General features: G+C 72.3%; 19 protein-coding genes. 11 read left to right on the forward strand and 8 right to left on the reverse strand.

The window, feature by feature from the left end:
- The first annotated feature begins 107 nt into the window (after window positions 1-107).
- Window positions 108-1319 carry a cytochrome P450 family protein gene (locus tag LIV37_RS43845; RefSeq protein ID WP_020873506.1) on the forward strand — a complete coding sequence of 404 codons (1212 nt, stop codon included), beginning with the start codon at window positions 108-110 and terminating at the stop codon, window positions 1317-1319.
- A gap of 74 nt (window positions 1320-1393) precedes the next feature.
- Here the strand turns inward: LIV37_RS43845 and LIV37_RS43850 are convergent, their stop codons facing one another.
- The 7 genes from LIV37_RS43850 to dhaK form a co-directional block, all read right to left on the reverse strand.
- Window positions 1394-2755 (reverse strand): cytochrome P450, encoded by a 1362-nt coding sequence (locus LIV37_RS43850; RefSeq protein ID WP_020873507.1) that lies wholly within the window; start codon window positions 2753-2755, stop codon window positions 1394-1396.
- A gap of 82 nt (window positions 2756-2837) precedes the next feature.
- Window positions 2838-4199 carry a cytochrome P450 gene (locus tag LIV37_RS43855; RefSeq protein ID WP_020873508.1) on the reverse strand — a complete coding sequence of 454 codons (1362 nt, stop codon included), beginning with the start codon at window positions 4197-4199 and terminating at the stop codon, window positions 2838-2840.
- 14 nt (window positions 4200-4213) lie between these two features.
- Window positions 4214-5137: a terpene synthase family protein gene (locus LIV37_RS43860; protein ID WP_020873509.1), complete on the reverse strand. Its 924-nt coding sequence runs from the start codon at window positions 5135-5137 to the stop codon at window positions 4214-4216.
- A complete protein-coding gene (locus LIV37_RS43865; RefSeq protein ID WP_020873510.1) occupies window positions 5134-6213 on the reverse strand; it encodes a polyprenyl synthetase family protein in 1080 nt (359 codons plus the stop codon). Before LIV37_RS43865 ends, LIV37_RS43860 begins: the two co-directional genes overlap by 4 nt.
- 687 nt (window positions 6214-6900) lie before the next feature.
- Entirely contained in the window at window positions 6901-7311 is a 411-nt protein-coding gene (gene dhaM / locus LIV37_RS43870; RefSeq protein ID WP_020873511.1) for a dihydroxyacetone kinase phosphoryl donor subunit DhaM, read from the reverse strand.
- A complete protein-coding gene (gene dhaL / locus LIV37_RS43875; RefSeq protein WP_020873512.1) occupies window positions 7308-7943 on the reverse strand; it encodes a dihydroxyacetone kinase subunit DhaL in 636 nt (211 codons plus the stop codon). Before dhaL ends, dhaM begins: the two co-directional genes overlap by 4 nt.
- Window positions 7944-8002: 59 nt before the next feature.
- Window positions 8003-8995, reverse strand: coding sequence for a dihydroxyacetone kinase subunit DhaK (gene dhaK / locus LIV37_RS43880; RefSeq protein ID WP_121823802.1), 993 nt, complete (start codon window positions 8993-8995; stop codon window positions 8003-8005).
- Between the two features lie 141 nt (window positions 8996-9136).
- Between dhaK and LIV37_RS43885 the strand changes: the two genes are divergently transcribed.
- Complete coding sequence (locus LIV37_RS43885) at window positions 9137-11245, forward strand: pyridoxamine 5'-phosphate oxidase family protein (protein ID WP_020873514.1); 2109 nt, start codon at window positions 9137-9139, stop codon at window positions 11243-11245.
- A gap of 136 nt (window positions 11246-11381) precedes the next feature.
- A complete protein-coding gene (locus LIV37_RS43890) occupies window positions 11382-12572 on the forward strand; it encodes an acyl-CoA dehydrogenase family protein (protein WP_020873515.1) in 1191 nt (396 codons plus the stop codon).
- 75 nt (window positions 12573-12647) lie between these two features.
- On the opposite strand, the gene LIV37_RS43895 is transcribed toward LIV37_RS43890, so the two are convergent.
- Entirely contained in the window at window positions 12648-15041 is a 2394-nt protein-coding gene (locus LIV37_RS43895; RefSeq protein ID WP_020873516.1) for an ATP-binding cassette domain-containing protein, read from the reverse strand.
- Window positions 15042-15281: 240 nt separating this feature from the next.
- Between LIV37_RS43895 and LIV37_RS43900 the strand changes: the two genes are divergently transcribed.
- From LIV37_RS43900 to LIV37_RS43935, 8 genes are all read left to right on the forward strand, one after another.
- Window positions 15282-15710 carry a helix-turn-helix transcriptional regulator gene (locus tag LIV37_RS43900; RefSeq protein WP_020873517.1) on the forward strand — a complete coding sequence of 143 codons (429 nt, stop codon included), beginning with the start codon at window positions 15282-15284 and terminating at the stop codon, window positions 15708-15710.
- Window positions 15711-15720: 10 nt separating this feature from the next.
- Window positions 15721-16137, forward strand: a complete 417-nt coding sequence (locus LIV37_RS43905) for a VOC family protein (protein ID WP_185058116.1) — start codon at window positions 15721-15723, stop codon at window positions 16135-16137.
- A 155-nt stretch (window positions 16138-16292) separates the two neighbouring features.
- A complete protein-coding gene (locus LIV37_RS43910) occupies window positions 16293-17243 on the forward strand; it encodes an oxygenase MpaB family protein (RefSeq protein ID WP_020873519.1) in 951 nt (316 codons plus the stop codon).
- Between the two features lie 22 nt (window positions 17244-17265).
- On the forward strand, window positions 17266-19575 hold the full coding sequence (locus tag LIV37_RS43915) for a serine/threonine-protein kinase (RefSeq protein WP_121823800.1): 2310 nt from the start codon (window positions 17266-17268) through the stop codon (window positions 19573-19575).
- Window positions 19576-19699: 124 nt separating this feature from the next.
- Window positions 19700-21256, forward strand: coding sequence for a phytoene desaturase family protein (locus LIV37_RS43920; protein ID WP_020873520.1), 1557 nt, complete (start codon window positions 19700-19702; stop codon window positions 21254-21256).
- Window positions 21257-21364: 108 nt separating this feature from the next.
- Window positions 21365-22468, forward strand: coding sequence for an NAD(P)H-dependent flavin oxidoreductase (locus LIV37_RS43925; RefSeq protein WP_020873521.1), 1104 nt, complete (start codon window positions 21365-21367; stop codon window positions 22466-22468).
- Between the two features lie 93 nt (window positions 22469-22561).
- Window positions 22562-24133: an acyl-CoA synthetase gene (locus LIV37_RS43930; RefSeq protein WP_020873522.1), complete on the forward strand. Its 1572-nt coding sequence runs from the start codon at window positions 22562-22564 to the stop codon at window positions 24131-24133.
- Window positions 24134-24339: 206 nt separating this feature from the next.
- Window positions 24340-24981, forward strand: a complete 642-nt coding sequence (locus LIV37_RS43935; RefSeq protein ID WP_020873523.1) for a chorismate mutase — start codon at window positions 24340-24342, stop codon at window positions 24979-24981.
- Window positions 24982-24984: the final 3 nt, after the last annotated feature.

Here is a 24984-nt window from a genome sequence, read left to right on the forward strand (position 1 = left end):
ACTAACCGGGGGAATCTCTCCGGTTAGGTGTTAAGATCATCGCCAGGGCGGGGAACGATCCCCGGTTCTGGCTTCGGGGGAAGCCGCCAACCGACTGAGGGGATCACATGCCCCAGGATCTGTCCGCGCTCGGCGCGGATTTCGTCGTCAACCCGTATCCGGTCTACGCACGGCTGCGGGAGCGGGGCCCGGTCCACCGGGTGCGTACCGACGCCTCCGGTGAGTTCTGGCTCGTCGTCGGCCATGAGGAGGCCCGCACCGCGCTGACCGACCCCCGGCTGAGCAATGACGTCCGGCACTCGGCAGCGTGGCAGGACGACGGCGGCAACGCCATCGGACGGAACATGGTGCAGACCGACCCGCCGCACCACACCCGGCTGCGGGGGCTGGTGGCCCGCGCGTTCACCCCGGCCCGGATCGAGGCCCTGCGTCCCCGCGTCCGGCAGATCGCGGACGAACTGCTGGCCGCGATGGCCCCGCTGGGCCGGGCCGACCTCGTCGAGGACTACGCGCTGCCGCTGCCCCTGGCCGTCATCTGCGAGCTGCTGGGGGTGCCGGAGACGGATCGCAAGGCGTTCCACGACTGGTACCTCGAGAGCACCGACCTGACCCGCCCGGAGGCCGCCGGTGCCGCCGCCCAGGCCCTGACGGGCTACTTCGCGGAGCTCATCGAGGCCAAGCGCCGCGGCCCCGGCGACGATCTGCTCAGCGCCCTGGTCCGCACCATGGACGGGGACGGCGACGCGCTCTCCGACGGCGACGCGCTCTCCGACGAGGAGATGCTCGGCATGACGTTCGTGCTGCTGGTCGCGGGCTACGAGACCTCCGCCAACCTGATCTCCAGCGGTACCCTCGCCCTGCTCCGCCACCCCGAGCAGCTGGCCGCGCTGCGCGCCGACTGGTCGCTGCTGGACGGCGCGATCGAGGAGATGCTGCGCTACGACGGCCCGGTGGAGAGCGCCGCGTTCCGCTTCACCAGGGAGCCGATGGAGATCGCGGGCACGACCATTCCGGCCGGGGAGCCGGTGGGGGTCGTCCTGGCCGCCGGGTCGCGCGACCCCCGGCGCTTCGCCGAGCCGGACCGCTTCGACATCCGGCGCGCACCGCGCGGCCATCTCGCCTTCGGACATGGTGTCCACCACTGCCTGGGCGCCCCGCTGGCCCGGCTCGAAGCGGCCATCGCCTTCCGGGCCCTGCTGGAGCGCTGCCCCGATCTGGCCCTGGACGCCGATCCGGCCGAGCTCGCCTGGCGGCCCAGCCTGATGCTGCGCGGGCTGCGGCGGCTGCCGGTACGTTTCACCCCGGCTCCGGACGCCTGATCCCCCGGCCGGGAGCACCCGTCGGACCGCGGTGGCCACCCGCCGCGGTCCGCCGGGTCTGCGGGGCACGGCGTTCAGCGTGGTTCCGGAATCATCCGCAGCGCACCGGCCGTGAGGCTCATCTGCGGCCTCGGCCGGATCTTCGTCCCCGGAATCGGGCGCATCCGCCAGCGGCCCGCGATCGCGGCCAGGGCGAGCGTCGCCTCCGTCATGCCGAAGACGTCTCCGATGCACTTGCGGCTGCCACCGCCGAACGGCAGATACGAGCCGCGCGTCACCTCCTTGGCCCGCTCGGGGAGCCAGCGGTCGGGGTCGAAGGTCTCCGGGCGGGGAAAGAGGACCGGATCGCGGTGCAGCACATACGGGCTGATCAGCACGTCCGACCCCGGGGGCAGCCGCCGCCCGCCGAGCTCGGTGGTCTCGGTGGTGGTCCGGGTGAACAGCCACGCGGGCGGGAAGAGCCGCAGCGCCTCGCTGAACACCCGCTGGGTGTACGCGAGCCGGGGCACGTCGGCGTAGCGCGGGGCGCGCCCGCCCAGCACCTCGTCGACCTCGGCGTGCAGCGCGGCCTCGGCCCGGGGATTGCGGCCGAGCAGGAACCAGGCCCAGGTCAGCGCGGAGGCGGTGGTCTCGATCCCGGCCAGCAGCAGGGTCATGACCTGGTCGTGGATCTCCTGGTCCGACATCGTGCCGCCGGTCTCGTCGTCCTGTGCCGCGAAGAGCGCGGACAGCACATCGCCGCGGTCGCCGTCGTCCGACGCCTTGTAGTCGTCGATCATGCGGTCGATGAGCTGGTTCAGCCGGGCGAGCGCGTCGTCGAAGCGCCGGTTCGCCGCGAGCGGGAGCTTGGCCAGCAGCCTGGTGGGGTCGATCGCCTGCCGGTAGGCGCCCTCCACGACGATGGGCAGACAGTGCTGGATCTCGGCCACGGCATGCGGCGCCATATCGGTCGAGAAGAGCGCACGGGCGGTCACCCGCGCGGTGAGCGCGAGCATCTCGTGGCTGACGTCGATGGGCCGGCGCGCCGTCCACGCCGTGGACTCGGCCTCGCACTCCCGCTCCATCACCTCGGCGTACTTGGCGATCCGGGCGGCGTGGAACGCGGGCTGCACCAGTCGGCGTTGCCGCCGGTGGTCCGCCCAGTCGGAGGTGATCAGGCCGTTGCCCAGGATGGGCTTGGCCTTCTCCTTGACCGGCCCGCCGGTGTCGTAGACCCGCGCGTTCACCAGCACCTGCTGGATCAGCTCCGGATGGCAGGGCAGATAGACGGGCCGGGGCCCCAGCCGGAGCTCGACCAGATCGCCGTGGGCGGGCAGGGAGGCCAGGAACTGAAGCGGTTTGCGGCCCATGAGCAGGGCATGGCCGGCCAGCGGAAGCCCGCCGGGGGCGACGGCGTGCCGCCAGTTGCGCGTCGCCGGTTGCTGCGCGGTCCTCATGCGGAAGATGTCCTTCACTCGCGAGGTGGGGTACGGAAGGTGCGGGGTGCCCGGTCCGGGGCGGACCCCGGACCGGACGTCGTCAGCGCGGCTCGCACACCATGGGCAGCGGGCCGGGTTCGAGCGTCGCCTTCGGCTCGGGGCGCAATGTCGTCCCGGGCACCGGGCGGAGACGCCAGCGGCTCGCGATCGTGGCCACGATGAGGGCGGTCTCGGTCAGCGCCAGCACGTCCCCGATGCACTTGTGGCTGCCCGCGCCGAACGGGAGCAGCGCCCCGCGCTCCACCTCCTTGGCGCGGTCGCCGAGCCAGCGCTCGGGGTCGAACCGCTCGGGGTCGGGGAACAGCTCGGGGTTGTGGTGCAGCGCCTGGGCGCTGTAGAGGATCATCGTGCCCGCCGGGACGGTCCGGCCGCCGAGTTCGGTCTCGGCCGCCGTGACCCGCATCGCCATCCAGGACGGCGGATACAGCCGCAGCGACTCGGTGATGACCCCGCGGGTGTACTCCAGGGACGGCAGGTCATCGAAGGTGGGCGAGCGGCCCTCCAGGATCTCGTCGATCTCGGCGTGCACCCGCTTCTCCACCTCCGGGTGGGCGCCCAGGAGATGGAAGACGAAGGCGAGGGTCGAGGCGGTGGTCTCGCTCCCGGCCACCAGGAAGGTGACCACCTGGTCGAGGATCTCGCCGTCGTCAAGGCCCTTCCCGGTCTCGGGGTGTTCGGCGCGCAGCAGCGTGGAGAGCAGATCGCCGTGGTCGGCGCCGGAGCGCCGGCGCTCGCGGATCATCTCGTCCACGATTCTCCGCAGCCGGGCATTGGCCCGGTCGTAGCGCCGGTTGCCCGGGGTGGGGAGCTTCTCCATGATCCCCAATGGCGCCATCGTGCGCTTGTAGATGCCGTCCGAGACGATGCGCAGACAGTGGCGCGCCTCGTCGATCGTCGCCTCGTCGATCCCGGTGGAGAACAGCGTCCGCGCGGCCACCCGCATCAGCAGGGCGTGCATGGTGTCGCTGATGTCCAGGGTGCGCCCGGGCTCCCAGGAGCCGATCGCGGCGCGGGTGTCATCGGCGACCGCGGCGGTGTAGGCGGCGATCTTCGGGGTGTGGAACGCGGGCTGGATCATCCGCCGCTGGTAGCGGTGGTCCTCGCCCCGCGAGACCGAGAGGCTGTTCCCGAGCAGCTGCCGCGCCTTGTCGAAGACCCCGCCCTTGTCGAACACCCGGGGGTTGAGCAGCACCTGACGGACCAGCTCGGGATGGCAGGCCAGATAGGCGCGGCTGGGCCCCAGCCTGACCTCCACCAGATCGCCGTGGGCGGGCAGGGAGGCCAGGAACTGCAGCGGACGGCGCCAGAGCGCCAGGGTGTGCCCCAGCAGCGGCACCGAGCCGGGCGCCGTGCCGGTGGTCCAGGAGCGCTCCGGCTGTGCGGAGCTCTTCGTGGGAGTCACGGGTCCCCGTTCCCTCACTGGATGCGGGAGTTGACGTCGTTGACGGCCGTCTTGTAGCGCTTGTTGCTGGTCGTCCAGACGAAGTTGCCGTAGATCAGATCGAGGAAGACGTCCTGCGTCAGCTGATCGAACGCCTTGATGCACTCGATGTCCTCGATCATGTCATCGAGCCGGGCCTGGAAGAACTCCTTGAACGCCGTCTCATCGCTCACATCGCAGAGCCGGAAACAGTTGGTGATCTGGTCCAGGGAGACCTCGCGGTCATAGGAGTAGAAGTCGTTGACGATGGTGAGTCCGCGGGTGGTCATGCGCGCGGCCAGGCTCGTCTTGGCGTGTTCGGTGAACTCCGGATGCCGGTAGATCGGATACGACATCTTCATCCAGAAGTCGACGCCGATGTCGGTGACCCGGAAACGGAAATACTGTTCCGGGGACGTGGTGCACAGCGCCGCCTTGATGGGCGAGTCGCGGAACATATGGTCGCTGGTGACGAAGGCGCGTGCCGCCTCGTACGCGACCTCCGCGTCCTCGGGGCCGTAGTACTTCTCGCAGATCTTGCGCAGCTGGGGCAGGAAGAGACCGAAGTCGTGGAGCGCGGGATCCATGTCGTCCCACACGAACGTCACGCAGTTCAGGACGCAGACGGCCTTGAACGCCTCCATGTCCTTGATATGGCGGGGGCTCTGGGACCACAGCACCACCCCCACATAGGAGATCCAGCGCTCATCGGAAACCGATTTTCCGAGCGGCGCCACCGCCGCGTTGCAGTCGTCGATGACCTCACGCAGTTCGGCGTCGGTCAATTCGACCTTGGTGGGCCGGGTGACGACATGGCGGTCGAACATCTCCTGGAAGCGGCGGGTGCACTCCTCCAGGTACGGGCGGACGCTGTTCCGGCTGATGTCCTGGGCCCCGGCCGTGGAAAGTCCTGTCGTCATGAGTTCCTCACAGTGGCCATGCGGGCGATCTGCTTCAGCGCGTTGACCGCGTCCGCGGTGAATGGGGCGTCGTCGAGGGCCCGCAGGGCCTGCGTCCGGCGGTCGTCGATCATCTGCTCGACGGCCTCCCGGGCGGTGGTGGCGGCGAAGATCTCCTGAATGGTCGCGGCGTCCCGCTCGTCCAGCAGCGGATTGCCGATGAGGCTGCGCAGCCGCGCCGCCTGGCCGGTGTCGGAGCCGCGCAGGGCGAGCGCGATCAGGGTGGTGTTCTTCCCGGCCCGCAGATCGTCCAGCTGGGACTTGCCGGTCGACTCCGGATCGCCGTACACGCCCAGCAGATCGTCGCGGAGCTGGAACGCCTCGCCGAGCGGCAGGGCGTAGGCGGTGAACGCCTCCATGGCCTCCGGTCCGGCGCCCGCGACGGCGGCTCCGACGTGCAGCGGACGCTCGATGGTGTACTTGGCGGTCTTGTACCGGTTGACCGTGAGGGTGGCCTCGACGTCGTCCGTCAGCTCCCCGGTGGCCTGCAGATCGAGGTACTGGCCCAGCATCACCTCGGTGCGCATCTCCGACAGCAGCGGCAGTACGGCGTCGAACTGGTCGGGCGTCAGACCGGCCGAGTGCAGGAGCTCGTCCGACCAGGTGAGGGCGAGGTCGCCGAGCAGCACCGCCCCGCTGACCCCGAACCGCTCGATCTGATCCGGTCTGCGGTCGGTGGCGCACAGCGCGGCCAGGGTGCGATGGATGGTCGGCCGGCCGCGACGGGTGTCGCTGTCGTCCATGACGTCGTCGTGGATCAGCGCGAAGGCGTGGAACATCTCCAGACAGGCGGCCACCCGGAACACCGTCTCGGTGTCCTCGCCGCCGCCGACGGCCTGCCAGCCGGTGACACACAACAGCGGCCGTATGCGCTTTCCGCCGGACAGGAAATCCTTCAGCAGCCCGGAGAGATACGGCAGATGGTGTTGCGGAGTGGTGCCGGCCTTGGCCGTCAGGAAATCTTCGAGTACGACGTCCACCGACTTGCGGACGGTATCCGCATCCAAGCGGCCGGGGCTGAGCGTGGGCGTGGTCATGCGACTGACTCCTCCACGTCGAAATGTCGAAATCCGTTGATTAAGGAGAAGAAAACAGGCACGCGGAAACCCTTGCTTCCTACGGAAAAGATGGATTGCCGTCCGTGCTCTGTACGGCACCACGAAGGCAGGCGTGCGTCATGACCGCCGCCCCATGGTCGATATATCGAACGCCCGTGACGGGCGCGACGATCAGACGCTCAGGGAATCGTGCGGTCGGCGCGGTCGGGTCATTTCCGCGCGTGGAATCCGGGCCGGGCCGCAAAGAGGCCACGGCCGGTGCGACACCCGCGTGGACATCATCGGTTCGATGGATGCCAGGTGTGCGCGGGCACACTCAATTACGCCCATTTTATTCCCCCTGAGTGCCGCCGGTCCCCCCACTCGGACATGAGCAGTCTAGACGCAAGATCGACGGATTCGGAAGCCCGTTCTGGTATCGCGCCTATCACTTGACGGCTGAAGGGGGCGGGGTGCTGTCGCCGCGCCCGGAGCGGTCCGAAACCGGGCAACTCGCCCCGTACGCGCCGAGTAACAGTGGAATAAGCGGCGGCGCAAATATGCACCCGGAGTGTTCGTTGAAAAGTGAACAGGACGCCGAAGGAACAGGGGCCGGACTGAACGGGGGCGAACGGAACGGGGCCCCGCCGTCACCGGCGGGGCCCCGTCCAATAGCGCGCGGCGGTATCAGACCTTGCGGTAGTCGTACGCCTCCGAGGCGGCCTGGAGCACCGCCTCCACATCCGCCCCGGTGGAGGCCGTGACGAGCGCCGCGACCGCGCCCTCCACGAGCGGCGCGTCCACCAGCCGGGTGCCGTCGGGCAGTTCGTCGCCCTCGGCCAGCAGCGCCTTGACGGACAGGACCGCGCTGCCCAGATCCACCAGGACCGCCACTCCGGCGCCCCGGTCGACCGCCTGGGCCGCCTCCGCTATCAGCTCCGGACTGGTGCCGAACCCGCCGTCCGCGGTGCCGCCCGCGGCGCGGACCGGTGCCGTGCCGCCTCCGGACAGCGCCTTCGCCAGTTCGGCGACGGAGTCGGCCACCGCCGCGCTGTGCGACACCAGGACTATGCCGACCTTCCCGCTCTCGTCGGTCATCGGCCCGCCTCCGCCAGTGCGCCGATGATCAGCGCCGACGAGGTGGCGCCCGGGTCCTGGTGGCCGACGCTCCGCTCACCCAGATAGCTGGCCCTGCCCTTGCGGGCCAGCATCGGCACGGTGGCCAGCGCCCCCTTCTCGGCGGCCTCGCCCGCGGCCGCGAACGAGCCGGTGCCCGCGCCCAGCGCCTCGACGGCGGGGAGCAACGCGTCCAGCATCGTCTTGTCGCCGGGCGCGGCGCCGCCGAGCTGCGCCACCGCGTCCACCCCGGCCCGCAGCGCGTCCGCCAGCTGCTGCGGGGTGATCTGCTCGGCGTCGCCGAGCGCCTTTCCGGCGCGCCGCAGCAGCGTCCCGTACAGCGGCCCGGAGGCCCCGCCGACCTTGGAGATCAGCTGGCGCCCGGCCAGGATGAGCGTGGCCCCGGGCGAGCCCGGGGGCTCCTTCTCCAGCGCCTCGGACACGGCGGCGAAGCCGCGCTGCATATTGGTGCCGTGGTCGGCGTCGCCGATCGCGGAGTCCAGGTCGGTGAGACGGGTCGCCTCACGGCTCACGGACGTGGCGGCGGCGGTGAGCCATCGGAGGAAGAAAGGGGTGTCGAGCACGTCGTCGACGGCGGGTTCACTGCTGGACACAGACGCCTCCTCGGGGTGTAGCCAACGGCGACAGCGTACGTATCGGGGGCCGGCCGGCCTCAGGCGCCCCAGCGCAGCCCGGCGGTCCGCACGGGCGCGTCCCACAGCCGCAGGAGGTCCTCGTCGACCTGGCACAGCGTGATCGAGGCGCCCGCCATGTCGAGTGATGTGACGTAGTTGCCGACGAGCGTACGCGCCACCGCCACCCGGCGCTCGCCGAGCGCCCGGTGCACCTCGGCGGCGAAGCCGTACAGCTCCAGCTGCGGGGTCGCCCCCATGCCGTTGACGAGCAGCAGCACCGGGCTGTCCGGGCGCAGATCCTCGACCACCACCTCCACCGCGTAGTCGGCGATCTCGCGGGAGGTCATCATCGCCCGCCGCTCACGCCCCGGCTCGCCGTGGATGCCCACGCCCAACTCCAGCTCCCCGGCGGGGAGGTCGAAGGTGGGGCCGCCCTTGGCCGGGGTGGAGCAGGCGGTGAGCGCGACGCCGAAGCTCCGCGAGAGCTCGTTCACCCGCCGGGCGATCGACTCCACCCGCTCCAGCGGCGCGCCCTCGTCGGCCGCCGCGCCCGCGATCTTCTCCACGAACAGGGTGGCGCCGGTGCCGCGCCGGCCCGCCGTGTAGAGGCTGTCGGTGACCGCCGCGTCGTCGTTGACCAGGACCTTGGCGATCTGGATGCCCTCGTCCTCGGCGAGCTCGGCGGCCATGTCGAAGTTGAGCACGTCGCCCGTGTAGTTCTTGACGATGAACAGCACGCCCTTGCCGCTGTCCACGGCCGCCGCGGCGCGCACCATCTGGTCCGGCACCGGGGAGGTGAACACCTCGCCGGGGCAGGCGGCGTCGAGCATGCCGGGGCCCACGAAACCGCCGTGCAGCGGTTCGTGCCCCGAGCCGCCGCCGGAGACCAGTCCCACCTTGCCCTCGATCGGCGCGTCCCGCCGGACGATCACCCGGTTGTCGACGTCGACGATCAGCTCGGGGTGGCAGGCGGCCAGTCCGCGCAGGGCGTCGGCGACCACGGTCTCGGGGACGTTGATGAGCATTTTCATAGGTGTGTCCGTCCTCCGCCGGATGGGGGTGTGCACCGCTGCAACAGCGTACGGATCCGTCGCGTCCCTGGCACCCCTTGGACACTGAGCCGAACGGCCTAATAGGACGAAAAAGGTACATAGTCATCATATGGTGCGCGCATGGAGAATACTGCCGCACCGGCGGCCGCCGTCCTGCCCCCGCGCCCCCAGCACCGCCCGCCGCAGCGGTATCGTCGTCCGGCCCCCTGGCTCGGCCTGGTCGCCATCGGATACGCCGTGGTCCAGCTCGCCATGGTGATCCCGCACACCGGGCACGCGCTGGGCTGGGACGAGTCCGTGTATGTCTCCCAGGTCGATCCGCGCACCCCGCCCGCGTACTTCAGCGCACCCCGCTCGCGCGGCGTCAGTCTCCTGGTCGCGCCCCTCGTATCCGCCACCGACTCCATTCCGGCGCTGCGGATCCTGCTGATGCTGCTGTCCGCGGGCGCGCTCTACGGCGCCTTCCGGGTCTGGGCCCGGCTGCTGCCCGCACCCCAGGTGGCCCTGGCCGCGCTGCTGTTCTCCGGGCTGTGGATCACCCAGATCAGCGGGCCGGCGGTGATGCCCAACCTCTGGGTGGCGATCGGCGCCGTGGCCGCCGTCGGCTGGTTCCTCCGGGTGCCCGACGAACCGAACGCCCGCTGGTGGCTGGCCGCCGTCCTCGCGGGCGTCACCCTGGTCCGCACCCCCGACGGGGGATGGCTCACCCTGCCGCTGCTGATCGGCGCGATCGGGGTGCGCACCTGGCGCCCCGCCCTGCTTCCGCTGATCGGCGGACCGCTGCTCGGCGCCGCCCAGTGGATCGGCGAGGCGTACGACCGCTTCGGCGGCATCGGGGAGCGGCTGAACGTCTCCAGCGACGTCGAGGGCGGCATGGGCCTGCACTTCAGCGTCGGCGCCGCGCTGCGCAGCCTCAACGGGCCCCAGCTGTGCCGCCCCTGCGAGGTGCCGCTGCGCCACCCGGAGCTGACCGTGTGGTGGCTGGCGCTGCCCGTGCTGACCCTTCTCGCCGTGCACACCGCCCTGCGCGACCGCCAGGAGCTGCGCCGGGTGCGGGTGGGGCTCGGCCGCCCGGCCGTCCGGCCCCCGGGCGTACCGCTGACCGTGCTGCCCATCGCCTGCGCGGCCACCCTCGCCCTGCCCTATCTGCTGCTCATCGGCTACTCCGCACCGCGCTTCCTGATGCCCTCCTACGCGCTGCTGGCGCTGCCGATCGCCGGGCTGGTGTTCCGCGCCGTACGGGCCGCGCGGTCGCCGCAGCACCTGGCGGTCGCCCTCGGGGTGATCATCACGCTCCATCTGGCGAGCCAGTTCGTCATCCTCAACCACACCGCCAAGCAGTCCGACGCCACCACCGGCCGCTATCGCACCGCCGCGAAGGGGCTCCAGCGGCTGGGGCTGCGCCCGCCCTGCCTGGTGACCGGTGACCGCGCCCTGCCCGTCGCGTACCACGCGGGCTGCTCCTCCGCCCAGACCAGCGGGAACAACCGGTCCACCACCCTGCCCTCGCTGCTGCGCCGCGCCGCCCGGGAGCCGACCGCGCTGCTGCTGCGGCGCGGCCGGGCCCGGCCCCCGGCCTACGCCCGCACCTGGGTCGCCTATCCGCTGCCGGGCACCGAGTGGAACGCGTATCTGCCCCCGGACCAGGCGCGGGAGTGGGAAGTCCGGAAATCCCGACAGGAGACGTCCGGAAACGGTCCGAGCATGGGCGCCATGACGATGACCTACCCGACCACCAGCTGGGCCGGATTCGCGGCGGCCGAGCCCGCCTTCGCCGAGTACGCCCAGGACCGCTTCCGGCGCTACCGCCACCATGTGCTGGCCACCCTGCGCCAGGACGGCTCCCCGCGGGTCACCCCGCTCGAAGTGAACTTCCTCTCCGGCGAGTTGTGGCTCGGCATGATGCCGGAGTCGCGCAAGGCGCTGGACCTGCGCCGCGACCCCCGGTTCTCGGTGCAGGCCAACCCCGGCCCGGGCGAGGACCTGACCGAGGGCGACATCCGGGTGAGCGGCCGGGCGGTCGAGGTGACCGACCCCGGGACGATCGCCCGCTTCGCCGAGGAGATCCGGCCGCCCGAGCCCTTCCACCTCTTCCGCGCCGAGGTGACCGAGGTGGTGCACACCACCCTGGAGAACGGGCGGCTGGTACTGCGCACCTGGCGTCCGGGCCAGCCGGTTCGGGTCGTACGGCCGGGCGGCGACGACACCCCGTCCCGGACGGCGGGCTGAGACCCGGGCCGTGGACCGGGTCGACCCGCCCGGTCCACGGCCCTTCCGTATTTTTGGAACACGTTCTACCGTGCCCCTCGATCCCAGGACGCTCCCAGCCCGCCGTCATGGCGCACGCGAGACTCCAGGAGGGGCCGTGGACCTCGAATACACCCCTGATCAGCGGCGGTTGCGCGATGAGCTGCGCGCGTACTTCGCCGAACTGGTCCCCGATGACGCCTACGCCCGCTACGCCGACTCCACCGGGCAGAAGCGGTTCTACCGCGAGACCATCCGCCGGCTCGGCACCGACGGCTGGCTGGGGGTGGGCTGGCCCGAGGAGTACGGCGGGCGCGGGCTCGGCCCGGTCGAGCAGTTCATCTTCTTCGACGAGGCGGCCCAGGCCGGGGTGCCGCTGCCGCTGATGGCGCTCAACACCGTCGGGCCCACCATCATGCGGTTCGGCACCGAGGAGCAGAAGGCGTACTTCCTGCCCAAGGTGCTCTCCGGCGAGATCGACTTCGCGATCGGCTACAGCGAGCCCGACGCCGGTACGGACCTCGCCTCCCTCAAGACCCGCGCGGTGCGCGACGGCGACACCACCTCCGGCCACTACACAGTCAACGGCCAGAAGACCTGGACCACCAACGGCGACACCGCCGACTGGGTCTGGCTCGCGGTCCGCACCGACCCCGACGCCAAACCCCACAAGGGCATCAGCATCCTGCTGGTCCCGACCGACGACCCCGGCTACTCCGCCACCCTCATCAAAACCCTCGCCTCCCACGACACCACCGCCAGCTACTACGAGGACATCCGCGTCCCGGCCACCCGCCGCGTCGGCGCCGAGAACGAGGGCTGGCGCATGATCACCACCCAGCTCAACTACGAGCGGGTCACCCTCGCCGCCCACGGCACCATGGCCATCCGCGCCCTGCGCGGCGTCCGCCAGTGGGCCGCCGACACCAAGCTGCCCGACGGCCGCCGGGTGATCGACCTGGGCTGGGTGCGCGGCCGGCTGGCCCGCACCCACGCCCGGCTCGACGCCATGAAGCTGCTCAACTGGCAGATGGTGGAGGCCCTCGAGCGGGAGGCCCTCACCCCGCAGGACGCCTCCGCCGTCAAGGTCTACGGCTCCGAGGCACGCCGTGACGCCTACGCCTGGCTGATGGAGATCGTCGGCGCCGCCGGTCCGCTCAAGGAGGGCTCGGCGGGCGAGGTCCTCCACGGCGAGCTGGAGCGCGGCTACCGCAGCAGCGTCGTCTTCACCTTCGGCGGCGGCAACAACGAGGTCCAGCGGGAGATCATCTCCTGGATCGGGCTGGGGATGCCACGGGTGCGCCGCTGAGCCGCCGCCCGGCGGCGCTTCCCGCGAGGGGTCCGGTGCCGGGCCCGGTGCCGGTGCCGGTGGAGACCGCCCCGGTCAGCCGCCGACGTACGCCGCGAGGTGCTCACCGGTGAGGGTGGACCGGGCGGCCACGAGGTCGGCCGGGGTGCCCTCGAAGACGACGCGGCCACCGTCGTGACCGGCACCGGGGCCGAGGTCGACGATCCAGTCGGCGTGCGCCATGACGGCCTGGTGGTGCTCGATGACGATGACCGACTTGCCGGAGTCCACGAGCCGGTCCAGCAGCCCGAGCAGCTGCTCGACATCGGCGAGGTGCAGCCCGGTGGTCGGCTCGTCCAGGACGTAGACCCCGCCCTTGTCGGCCATGTGCACGGCCAGCTTGAGCCGCTGCCGCTCGCCACCGGACAGCGTGGTGAGCGGCTGGCCGAGGGTGAGGTAGCCGAGTCCGACGTCCGTCATCCGCTGAAGGATCTTGTGGGCCGCCGGGGTGCGCGCCTCGCCGCTGCCGAAGAACTCCTCGGCCTCGGTCACCGGCATCGCCAGCACCTCGCTGACGTCACGGCCGCCGAGGTGGTAATCCAGCACCGAGGCGCTGAACCGCTTGCCCTCGCAGTCCTCGCATGGGGTGGCCACGCTCTGCATGATCGCCAGGTCCGTGTAGATGACACCGGCGCCGTTGCAGGTGGGGCAGGCGCCCTCGGAGTTGGCGCTGAACAGCGCCGGCTTGACGCCGTTGGCCTTCGCGAACGCCTTGCGGATCGGGTCCAGCAGCCCGGTGTACGTGGCCGGGTTGCTCCGGCGCGAGCCGCGGATCGGGGTCTGGTCCACCGAGACCACACCCTCCGGGGCCGGGATGGAGCCGTGGACGAGCGAGCTCTTGCCGGAGCCCGCGACGCCGGTGATGACGCAGAGCACCCCGAGCGGGATGTCGACGTCGACGTCCCGCAGGTTGTTCGCGGACGCGCCCCGGATCTCCAGTTGCCCGGTGGCCTTGCGGACCGTGTCCTTGAGCGTGGCCCGGTCGTCGAGATGGCGGCCGGTGACGCCGTCACTCGCCCGCAGCCCCTCGACGGTGCCCTCGAAGCACACGGTGCCGCCCGCCGTGCCGGCGCCGGGGCCGAGGTCCACGACATGGTCGGCGATGGCGATCGTCTCCGGCTTGTGCTCCACCACGAGCACGGTGTTGCCCTTGTCCCGCAGCCGCAGCAGCAGGTTGTTCATCCGCTGGATGTCATGCGGGTGCAGACCGATGGTGGGCTCGTCGAAGACGTACGTCACATCGGTGAGCGAGGAGCCGAGGTGGCGGATCATCTTGGTGCGCTGGGCCTCGCCACCGGAGAGCGTGCCCGAGGCCCGGTCGAGTGAGAGATAGCCGAGGCCGATCTCCACGAACGAGTCCAGGGTGTGCTGGAGCTTGGTGAGCAGCGGCGCCACCGACGGCTCCGTCAGCCCGCGGACCCAGCCGGCCAGGTCACGGATCTCCATCGCGCACGCGTCGGCGATGTTGACCTTGCCGATCTTCGAGGAGCGGGTCAGCTCGCTGAGCCGGGTGCCGTCGCACTCGGGGCATTCGGCGAAGGTGACCGCCCGGTCCACGAAGGCCCGGATGTGCGGCTGCATCGACTCCCGGTCCTTGGACAGGAAGGTCTTCTGGAGCTTCGGGATCAGCCCCTCGTAGGTGAGGTTGACCCCGTTGATCTTCACCTTGGTCGGCTCGCGGTAGAGGAAGTCGTGCCGCTCCTTCTTGGTGTACTTGGCGATCGGCTTGCCCTTGTCGAAGAAGCCCGACTCGGAGATGACCCGCACCACCCAGCCGTCCCCGGTGTAGGTGGGAATGGTGAACGGGTCCTCGGAGAGCGACTTGGAGTCGTCGTACAGCTGGGCGAGGTCGATGTCGGAGACCCTGCCCCGGCCTTCGCAGTGGGTGCACATGCCGCCGGTGCGGCTGAAGCTCACCTTCTCGGTCTTCGTCTTCTCGGCCCCGCGGTCGACCGTGAAGCCACCGGTCGCCGAGACCGAGGCCACGTTGAAGGAGTACGCGGCGGGCGGGCCGATGTGCGGTGTGCCGAGCCGGCTGAAGAGGATGCGCAGCATCGCGTTGGCGTCGGTGGCGGTGCCCACGGTGGAGCGGGGGTCGGAGCCCATCCGCTGCTGGTCGACGGTGATGGCGGTGGTCAGCCCGTCGAGCACGTCGACCTCGGGGCGCGCCAGGTTCGGCATGAAGCCCTGGAGGAAGGCGCTGTAGGTCTCGTTGATCAGCCGCTGTGACTCGGCGGCGATGGTGTCGAACACCAGCGAGCTCTTGCCCGAGCCCGAGACGCCGGTGAACACCGTCAGCCGACGCTTCGGGAGCTCGATGCTGACGTCCTTGAGGTTGTTCTCACGCGCGCCGTGCACCCGGATCAGATCGTGGCTGTCGGCGGCGTGGGGTTCAGGCGACCCCGCGTCCTTGTCCGTGGCCCTGCTCATGGTGTCTCCATCTGTTCGGGCGGGGGCCGTCGCGCGGCCCCCGCCGGTGTCGCCCGAATCGACCCGACCGGCTTCGAACAATACGTCCGATTCGCAGGTCATGGCTTGACGCTAGCCACGCCCCCGTGACCGGGGCTTCTTCATTCCTGATCGGTTGCCGTCCCGACCCGGTACCCTCGACCGGTCCGGGCGCCCGTCGCTCCCGGGCCGCACCGGCGCCCGCTGTGGGAAACTGAGCCGGTGAAACGGCAGGATCTCGATGACCTCGTCCGGCTGCGGCGGGCCCGCGACCGGATGGACCGCGACTACGCCGAGCCGCTCGACGTCCCGGCGCTGGCGCGGGGCGCCCTGATGTCGCCGGGCCACTTCTCCCGCAGCTTCCGCGCCGCCTTCGGCGAGACCCCGTACAGCTATCTGATGACCCGCCGCATCGAGCGGGCCAAGGCGCTGCTGCGGCGCGGCGACCTCACGGTGACCGAGGTCTGCGTCGCGGTCGGCTGTACCTCACTGGGGTCGTTCAGCTCGCGCTTCACACAGCTGGTCGGCGAGAGCCCGAGCGGCTACCGGGCCCGCGGCCATGACCACGGCGCCGCCATCCCGGCGTGCATGGCCAAGATCCACACGCGACCGGTCAGGAATGGAGAAGCGGGCTCCGCCCCCCGGCCGTAGCGTGAGCGGCATGGACATCACCCTTTCCACATGCTTCATCGCCGTCGACGACCACGACAAGGCGATCGCCTTCTACCGCGATGTGCTCGGCCTCGAGGTGCGCAATGACGTCGGATTCGAGGGGATGCGCTGGGTGACCGTCGGGTCGCCCTCGCAGCCGGACGTGAGCATCGTCCTGGAGCCGCCGCTCGCCGACCCGAACGCCTCACCGGCCGACAGACAGACCATGGCGGAGCTGCTGGCCAAGGGCCTGCTGCGCGGCGTCCTCTTCGCGACGGACGACTGCGACGCCACCTTCGAGCGCATCAGCGGCGCGGGCGGCGAGGTGCTGCAGGAGCCCATGGACCAGCCCTACGGCGTCCGCGACTGCGCCTTCCGCGACCCCGCCGGCAATCTGCTGCGCTTCACCCAGCCGCTCAAGAAGTGAGCCCCGGGCGGCCCCGCCCCGCAGGGGCGCGGGGCTGTATCGATATGCGGCTCCGCCGCGGGGCGCGACCAGCCACGACGGCGCCGCAGACGATCGACGGCAGGTCAGGGCACGTCCAGCGGAGCGCCTAGGCTGGCCGTCGGGAGGTGGTGGCCATGGCGGCGGCCATACGGCGGGGCGGACCGGACGGCGACCCGGGGCTCTACGGTCCACGGTCGGTCACCTGGCAGATGCACGGCGACCCGGTGATGTGGATCGCGGGCGTGCGTGCCCTGTACCTCCAGGCCCTGCATCCGCTCGCGGTGCGCGGCGTCACCCAGAACTCCGACTTCCGCAAGGACGCCTGGGGACGGCTGCTGCGCACCGCGCGGTTCGTCGCCACCGTCACCTACGGCACCACCGAGGCGGCCGAGCGGGCGGGCGCCAAGGTCCGCGGCATTCACCGCAGGCTCTCCCTGACCGACCCGGCCACCGGGGTCCGGTACGGGGTCGACGAGCCCGAGCTGCTGCTGTGGGTGCACTGCGCCGAGCTCGACTCCTACCTCCATGTGATGCGGCGCTCCGGCTATCCGCTCACCGACTCCCAGGCGGACGCCTACGTCGCCGAGAACGTGGTGTCCGCCCGGCTGGTCGGCCTCGACCCCGCCGCCGTACCGGGCGATACGGCGGCGCTCGCCGCCTACTTCGCGAAGGTGCGCCCCGAACTCGCCGCCACCCCCGACGCCCGCGAGGTGGACGCCTTTCTGCGGCGGCCCCCGGTCCATGCCCTGCTCGTCCCGGCGCGCGAGGTGATCTGGGGGCGCTTCGCCTCGCTCGCCTACGGGACGCTGCCCCCGTACGCCCACGCACTGTACGGGCGCCCGGCGCCCCCGCCGCGGGTGGTCACCCGCAGGCTGCGGGCGATGGGCGGGGCGCTGCGCTGCATCCCGCCCAGGGCCCGCTGGCAGCTGCCGCCGAAGCACATCATGCGGGCGGTCGAACGGCTCGGCCCGGGCAGCCGCCCCTCGCCCTACAAACTGCGCAGAAACGCGGCCATACTGGACAGCGGGGATGCGACGGGTGCACGGCCGTTCGCGGCCGGTCTCCACGGGGGCGGCGGGAGCTGACTTCCGCCAAGGCAGGGGGAGCATGGCGGACATCAAGCTGATCCAGGGCCGGTACCGGCTGCTGGACCGGATCGGGCGCGGGGGAATGGGCGAGGTGTGGCGGGCGCGGGACGAGTCGCTCGGCCGCCGCGTCGCCGTCAAATGCCTCAAACCGCTGGGGTCGCGGCACGACCCCTCGTTCACCGGTGTGGTGCGCGAGCGCTTCCGGCGGGAGGCGCGGGTGGCCGCCGCGCTGCAGCACCGGGGCGTCACGGTGGTGCATGACTTCGGCGAGCACGAGGGTGTGCTGTACCTGGTCATGGAGCTGCTGGAGGGCCGCGACCTCGGTCGGCTGCTGGGCGACGACGCGCGCCGGCCGCTGCCGGTCCCCGAGGTGCTGGACATCGCCGAGCAGGTGGCCGAGGCCCTCGCCTACACCCATGACCAGGGCGTGGTGCACCGCGACCTGAAGCCGGCCAACATCATGCGGCTCACCGACGGCACCGTGAAGCTCTGCGACTTCGGCATCGCCCGCCTCGGCGACGACGTCGGCTTCACCTCCCGGCTCACCGGCACCGGCATCGCCATGGGCACCCCGCACTACATGTCGCCCGAGCAGATCGCGGGCGGCCCGGTCGACCACCGCAGCGATCTGTACTCGCTGGGCTGTGTGCTCTACGAACTGGCCACGGGGGCGCCGCCGTTCGCCCTCGACGACGCCTGGGCGATCCTCGTCGGCCACCGCCACACCCCGCCCGCACCGCCCCGCCGCCACCGGCCCGAGCTCCCCGAGCCGTTCGAGCGCGCCGTCCTCGATCTGCTGGCCAAGACCCCGGAGGACCGTCCGCGTGACGCCGCCGAGTTCGCCGGGCGGATCGCCCCGGGGCGTGCGTCCCGGCGGCCGTCGCCGTTCCCCGAGCCGCGCGGCGCGCTCCCGGCCGCGGGACCGTTGGTTCCCAGCCTTCTGACCGCCGGGCCGCCGGCTCCGCGCCTCCCGGCCTGGGCCCGTCGTATGACCACCGGGTCCAAGGCGCACACCGGCGGGGTGGGACTGCTGTCGGCGACCCCGCCCGACGCGTCGGCCGCGCTCACCGGCGCCTGGACCGGGGGCCGGGCGGGGGGCCGGAGCGGGGGCCGCGGCACCGCTGACCCCGCCCCGCCGGGGATGCGGGCCCGGTTCGCGGAGCGGCACCGCGCCGGGCTGGACCTTGGGCGGGCGGGCCGCTGGGCGGAGGCCGTGGAAACCCACCGCGCGGTGGCCGCCGAGCGCGAGCTCGCACTGGGCGCCGACCACCCCGACACCCTCGCCAGCCGCTACGAGATCGCCTTCGCCCTCGGGATCCTGGGCCGCCCCGGCGACGCGCTGCGCGAGTACGAGCAGGTCGCGGCGGGCCGCTGGCGCGTCCTGGGCCCCGACCATCCGGACACCCTCGCCGCCCGTCAGGAGACCGCGTTCACCCTGGGCCGCCTCGGCCGCTTCACCGAGGCCCAGGACGTCTACACCGCCGTGCTCGCCGCCCGCGAGCGGACCATCGGCGCCGACCACCCCGACACCCTGCGCTGCCGCCACAACCTCGCCTTCAACCTGGGCTGTCTGGGGCGCCGGGCGGAGGCGTACCGGATGGCGGAGCGGGTGGCCGCGGCCCGCGCCCGGGTGCTGGGCCCCGACCACCCCGACACCCTGGTCACCCGCTACGAGGTGGCCTGCGCCCTCGGCCGCCTCGACCGCTGGGGCGAGGCCCTGGGCATCTTCCGCGAGGTGGCCGCCGCCCGCGCCCGCACCCTCGGCCCCCACCACCCCGAGACCCTCGCGGCCCGCTATGAGATCGGCGCCGGTCTGGGGCGGTTGGGCCGGGGCGAGGAGGCCCTCGCGGTCTACCGCGCCCTGGTCGAGGACCGCACCCGCGCCCAGGGCCCGGCCGATCCGGAGACCCTGCGCGCCCGGCACGGCCTCGGTGTCGGCCTGGGGCGGTTGGGCCGCTGGGAGGAGGCGCTCGCCGAGGCGCGGGAGGTCTGCGCCCTGCGCGAGCGCGCCCTGGGCCCGGACCACCCCGACACCCTGGTCAGCCGTCGCGAGGTCGCCGTCGCCCTGGGCTGGCTCGGCCGCTGGTCCGACGCGCTGACCGGCTACCGCCGGGTGACCAGCGCCCGCGTGCGCGTCCTCGGCCCCGACCATCCCGACACCCTGGTCAGCCGCGGCGACGAAGCGCACTGCCTGGAGCGGCTGGGCCGCCGCGAAGAGACGGCCGAGGCGGCTGAGGCGGCCGGGACGGCTGAGGCGGCCGGGACGGCTGAGGCGGCCGGGACGGCTGAGGCGGCCGGGACGGCGGGGCGGCGTCCTCGGCCGAGGTGACCTCCGGCGGCAGAGGTGACCTCCCGTGGCCGAGGCGATCCCCTGCGGCCGAGGTGACCCCTGGCAGCCGGGGCGACCCCCTGGCGGCCTGGCCCCGGCGATCACCGCGTGCTAACCAGAGGGCATGTCTCACAGCGATGCGTACGACGTCGTCATCGTCGGCGGTGGTCACAACGGTCTGGTCGCCGCCGCGTACCTCGCCCGCGCCGGGCGGAGCGTGCTGGTGCTCGAGCGCCTCGGCCACACCGGTGGCGCCGCCGTGTCCACGCGGCCCTATCCCGGGGTGGACGCACGGCTCTCCCGTTACTCCTACCTGGTCAGCCTGTTGCCGCGGCGGATCGTCGACGACCTCGGACTGCGCTTCGCGGTGCGCAAGCGCGCGGTGTCCTCGTACACGCCCGACGTCCGGGGCGGGCGTCCCACCGGGCTGCTGGTGGACACCGCCGCCACGGGCAGGACGCGCGCCGCGTTCGAGCGGCTGACCGGGTCGGACCGGGAGTACGCGTCCTGGGAGCGGTTCTACGGCATGACCCAGCGCGTCGCCGAGCGGGTCTTCCCCACGCTGACCGAGCCGCTGCCCACCCGGGAGGAGCTGCGGGCGCGGATCGGGGACGACGCGGTGTGGCGGGCGCTGTTCGAGCGGCCGCTGGGGGAGGCGATCGAGGCCGCGTTCGACGACGACCTCGTCCGGGGTGTGGTCCTCACCGACGCGCTCATCGGCACCTTCGCCCATGCCCACGACCCGTCGCTGCGTCAGAACCGCTGCTTCCTGTACCACGTGATCGGCGGCGGCACCGGCGACTGGGACGTTCCCGTCGGCGGCATGGGCGCGCTCACCGACGCGCTCGCCGACGCCGCCCGCGCGGCGGGCGCGCGGATCGCGACCGGGCGTGAGGTCATGTCGATCGCCACCGACGGCACCTCGGCGGAGGTGCGGTACGCGGGTGAGGCGGGGGAGGGCACCGCGGCCGCCCGGTATGTGCTCGTCGGGGCGGCGCCCCGCGAGCTGGCCCGGCTGCTGGGCGAGGAGCCGCCCGCCCCGCCCGCCGAAGGGGCCCAGCTCAAGGTGAACATGCTGCTGCGCAGGCTGCCCGCGCTGCGCGACCGCGAGGTGGACCCGCGCGAGGCGTTCTCCGGGACGTTCCACATCGCCGAGGGGTACGGCGCGCTGGAGGAGGCGTACCGCCAGGCGGCCGCGGGGGAGCTGCCCCACCGGCCGCCGTCGGAGATCTACTGCCACTCGCTGACCGACCCGTCGATCCTCGGCCCGGAGCTCGCCCGCGAGGGCTATCAGACCCTGACCCTGTTCGGACTGCACACCCCCGCCCGGCTGTTCACCGAGGACAACGACGCGGCTCGCGCCGCGCTGCTGCGCGCCACCCTGGCGGAGCTGGACGCCCATCTGGCCGAGCCGATCACCGACTGTCTGGCCCTGGACGCCGACGGCCGGCCGTGCATCGAGGCCAAGACCCCGCTGGACCTGGACGCCGACCTGCGGCTGCCCGGCGGCAACATCTTCCACCGGGACCTGGCCTTCCCGTACGCCCAGGAGGGCACCGGCCGCTGGGGCGTGGAGACGCGCCACGCCAATGTGCTGCTGTGCGGCGCGGGCGCGGTGCGCGGCGGCGGGGTGAGCGGGATCCCCGGGCACAACGCGGCCATGGCGGTGCTGGAGAAGTGACCTCCGGGAGCCCTCCGGACGGCCCCGGGACGGTTTTCTTGCGCCGAATCTGACGTAGCGTCAGAAAAACTCTTCCTTCGTCCGGCGCGCTGCGGCATCCTGCCGACCATGCAGACGGAGCTGAGCGCAAGGCTGGGTGTCGAGCACGCCGTCTTCGGCTTCACGCCGTTCCCCGCCGTGGCCGCGGCGATCAGCCGGGCCGGCGGCTTCGGTGTGCTCGGCGCGGTCCGCTACGGCGCGGGCGAGGAGCTGGCCCGCGACCTCGACTGGATGGAGGCGCACACCGACGGCAGACCGTACGGCCTGGACGTCGTGATGCCCGCGAAGAAGGTGGAGGGGGTCACCGAGGCCGATATCGAGGCGATGATCCCCGAGGGCCACCGCACCTTCGTCCGGGAGACCCTCGCCAAGCACGGCGTACCCGAACTGGCCGAGGGCGAGGCGTCCGGCTGGCGGATCACCGGCTGGCTCGAGCAGGTGGCCCGCAGCCAGCTCGACGTGGCCTTCGACTACCCCGTGAAACTCCTGGCCAACGCCCTGGGCTCACCCCCGGCCGACGTCGTCGCCCGAGCCCATGACCACGGCATCCTCGTGGCCGCCCTCGCGGGCAGCGCCCGCCACGCCCTCCACCACAAGGAGGCCGGGCTGGATGTCATCGTCGCCCAGGGCTACGAGGCGGGCGGCCACACCGGCGAGATCGCCTCCATGGTGCTCACCCCCGAGGTGGTGCGGGCGGTGGACCCGCTGCCCGTACTCGCCGCGGGCGGCATCGGCAGTGGCGAGCAGATCGCCGCCGGGCTGGCGCTGGGCGCCCAGGGCGTGTGGATCGGCTCCCTCTGGCTCACCACCGAGGAGGCCGAACTCCATTCGGCGGCCCTCATCCGCAAGCTGCTGGCGGCCGGATCCGGGGACACCGTGCGCTCCCGCGCCCTGACCGGCAAACCCGCCCGCCAGCTGCGCACCGAATGGACCGACGCCTGGGAGGACCCGGACGGCCCGGGCCCGCTGCCCATGCCGCTGCAGGGGCTGCTGGTGGCCGAGGCCGTCTCGCGCATCCAGAAGTACGAGGTGGAACCGCTGCTCGGCACGCCGGTCGGCCAGATCGTCGGCCGGATGGACTCCGTCCGCCCGGTGCAAGCGGTCTTCGACGAGCTGACCCGCGGCTTCGAGCGCGCCATCGACCGCGTCAACCGCATCGCCGGACGCGCCTGACCGCGCCCGCCCCGCACACCACCGCCCACCCCGTCCATCCACCCCCGTTCGATATTCCCCTGACCCCGCCGTCAGAAGGAGGACCGGACCGCCATGTCCCCTACACCCAACGGCTTCTGGGCCCAGGCCGCGCTCGAGCCCGACCGCACCGTGCTCATCGCCCCGGACGGCGAGGAGTGGACCGCCGGGCGGCTGCACAGCGCGTGCAACCGGCTCGTCGCCGGGCTGCGCGCCGCCGGGCTGCGCCGCGGCGACGCCCTGGCGGTCGTCCTGCCCAACGGGGTGGAGTTCTTCGTCGCGGCGCTCGCCGCCACCCAGGCCGGGCTCTATCTGGTGCCGGTCAACCACCATCTGGTCGGCCCCGAGATCGCCTGGATCGTCTCCGACTCCGGCGCCAAGGTGCTGATCGCCCATGAGCGCTACGGCGGGCAGGCGGCCGCGGCCGCCGACGAGGCCGGGCTGCCCGCGACCCACCGCTATGCCGTCGGCGCCATCGACGGCTTCCGCCCGTACGCCGAACTCCTCGAGGGGCAGCCGGAGGAGCCGCCCGCCGACCGCGAGCTGGGCTGGGTGATGAACTACACCTCCGGCACCACGGGCCGGCCGCGCGGAATCCGCCGTGCGCTGACCGGAAAGCTCCCCGAGGAGAGCCACCTCGGCGGCTTCCTGCGGTTCTTCGGCATCACCCCGCGCGCCGAGGAGCCCGACCACGTCCATCTGGTGTGCTCACCGCTCTACCACACCGCCGTCCTGCAGTTCGCGAGCTCCTCGCTGCACATCGGCCATCCCCTGGTGCTCATGGACAAGTGGACGCCCCAGGAGATGCTGCGCCTGATCGACACCTACCGCTGTACGCACACCCATATGGTGCCGACCCAGTTCCACCGGCTGCTCGCCCTCCCCGACGAGGTCAAGCGGTCCTACGACGTCTCGTCGATGCGCCACGCCATCCACGGCGCCGCGCCCTGCCCCGACCACGTCAAGCGCGGGATGATCGACTGGTGGGGCGGCTGTGTCGAGGAGTACTACGCGGCCAGCGAGGGCGGCGGCGCCTTCGCCACCGCCGAGGACTGGCTGAAGAAACCGGGGACCGTCGGCCGCCCCTGGCCCATCAGCGAGATCGCCATTTTCGACGACGAGGGCACCCGGCTCCCGGCCGGTGAACTCGGCACCGTCTACATGAAGATGAGCACCGGGGGCTTCGCCTACCACAAGGACAAGTCCAAGACCGAGAAGAACCGCATCGGCGACTTCTTCACCGTCGGCGACCTCGGCCTCCTGGACGAGGACGGCTATCTCTACCTCCGCGACCGCAAGATCGACCTGATCATCTCCGGCGGGGTCAACATCTACCCCGCCGAGATCGAGGCCGCGCTGCTCACCCATCCGGCCGTGGCCGACGCCGCCGCCTTCGGAATTCCCCACGAGGACTGGGGCGAGCAGGTCATCGCGGTGGTGGAGCCCGCCGAGGGGCATGCGCCGGGACCCGGTCTTGCCGAGGAGATCCTCGCCCACTGCACCACCCGGCTCGCGGGCTACAAATGCCCCAAGTCGGTGGAGTTCATCGCCGAGATGCCGCGCGACCCCAACGGCAAGCTCTACAAGCGGCGGCTGCGCGAGCCGTACTGGGAGGGGGCGGCCGACGCGGGCCAGACCCCACACTGAGCGTGGGATGACCCCACACTGAGCGTGGGGTCGGCCGCGACGGCCCGCCCGATCCGGCCATTTCGCTCAAGGGGCCGGTTCCGCTTCCCGCGGGACCGGCCCCGTGGCGTGCTCGCGGTGCGGCGCCCTATCGTTCCAGGACCCGCCCCCCGGCCGCCCGGACGACGGCGCGGGCCGCCCGTACCGCCGAGAGAGGAACCTCGCCCATGCGACCGCATCCGTCCCCGCGCCATGCGCTGATCGCCGTGCTGGCCGCCGCCGTGCTGGCCACCGGGGCCACCGCCGCCGTCGCCGCACCGGCCGCACCGGCCGCACCGGCCGGACCGGCCGGACCGGCCGGACCGGCCCACGCCCGGCACGGCACCCTGCGGCCGCTGGTCGACCTGGCCGCGCAGCGGGTGCTGGTGGCCGACGAGGTCGCCGCCGCGAAGTGGGGCACGGACAGCCCGATCGACGACCCGGCTCGGGAGCGGGAGGTGTTGGAGGCGGTGGCGCGGCAGGCCGAGGAGCTGGGCGCCGACCCGGTGGCCACGTCGAGGATCTTCCGCGACCAGATCGAGGCCAGCAAGGTGGTCCAGCGCGGCCTCTACAGCCGCTGGGACGCCGACCCCTCACAGGCGCCCACCGAACGCCCCGACCTCGGCCGGGTCCGGCTGGAGATCAACCGGATCAACGGCGAACTCGTGGGCGCCATCGCGGACTCGGCGGCCGTGCGCGAGTCCCCCTCCTGCGTGGGACACCTCACGGCGGGGGCCGCCGCCGTGGTCCACGGGCGGCGTCTGGACCCGCTGCACACCGTGGCGCTGGGCCGCTCGCTGCCCTCGGTGTGCGAGCGCGGAGCGCCGTAAGGC

This window comes from Streptomyces rapamycinicus NRRL 5491, assembly GCF_024298965.1.
GTDB classification, from domain to species: domain Bacteria; phylum Actinomycetota; class Actinomycetes; order Streptomycetales; family Streptomycetaceae; genus Streptomyces; species Streptomyces rapamycinicus.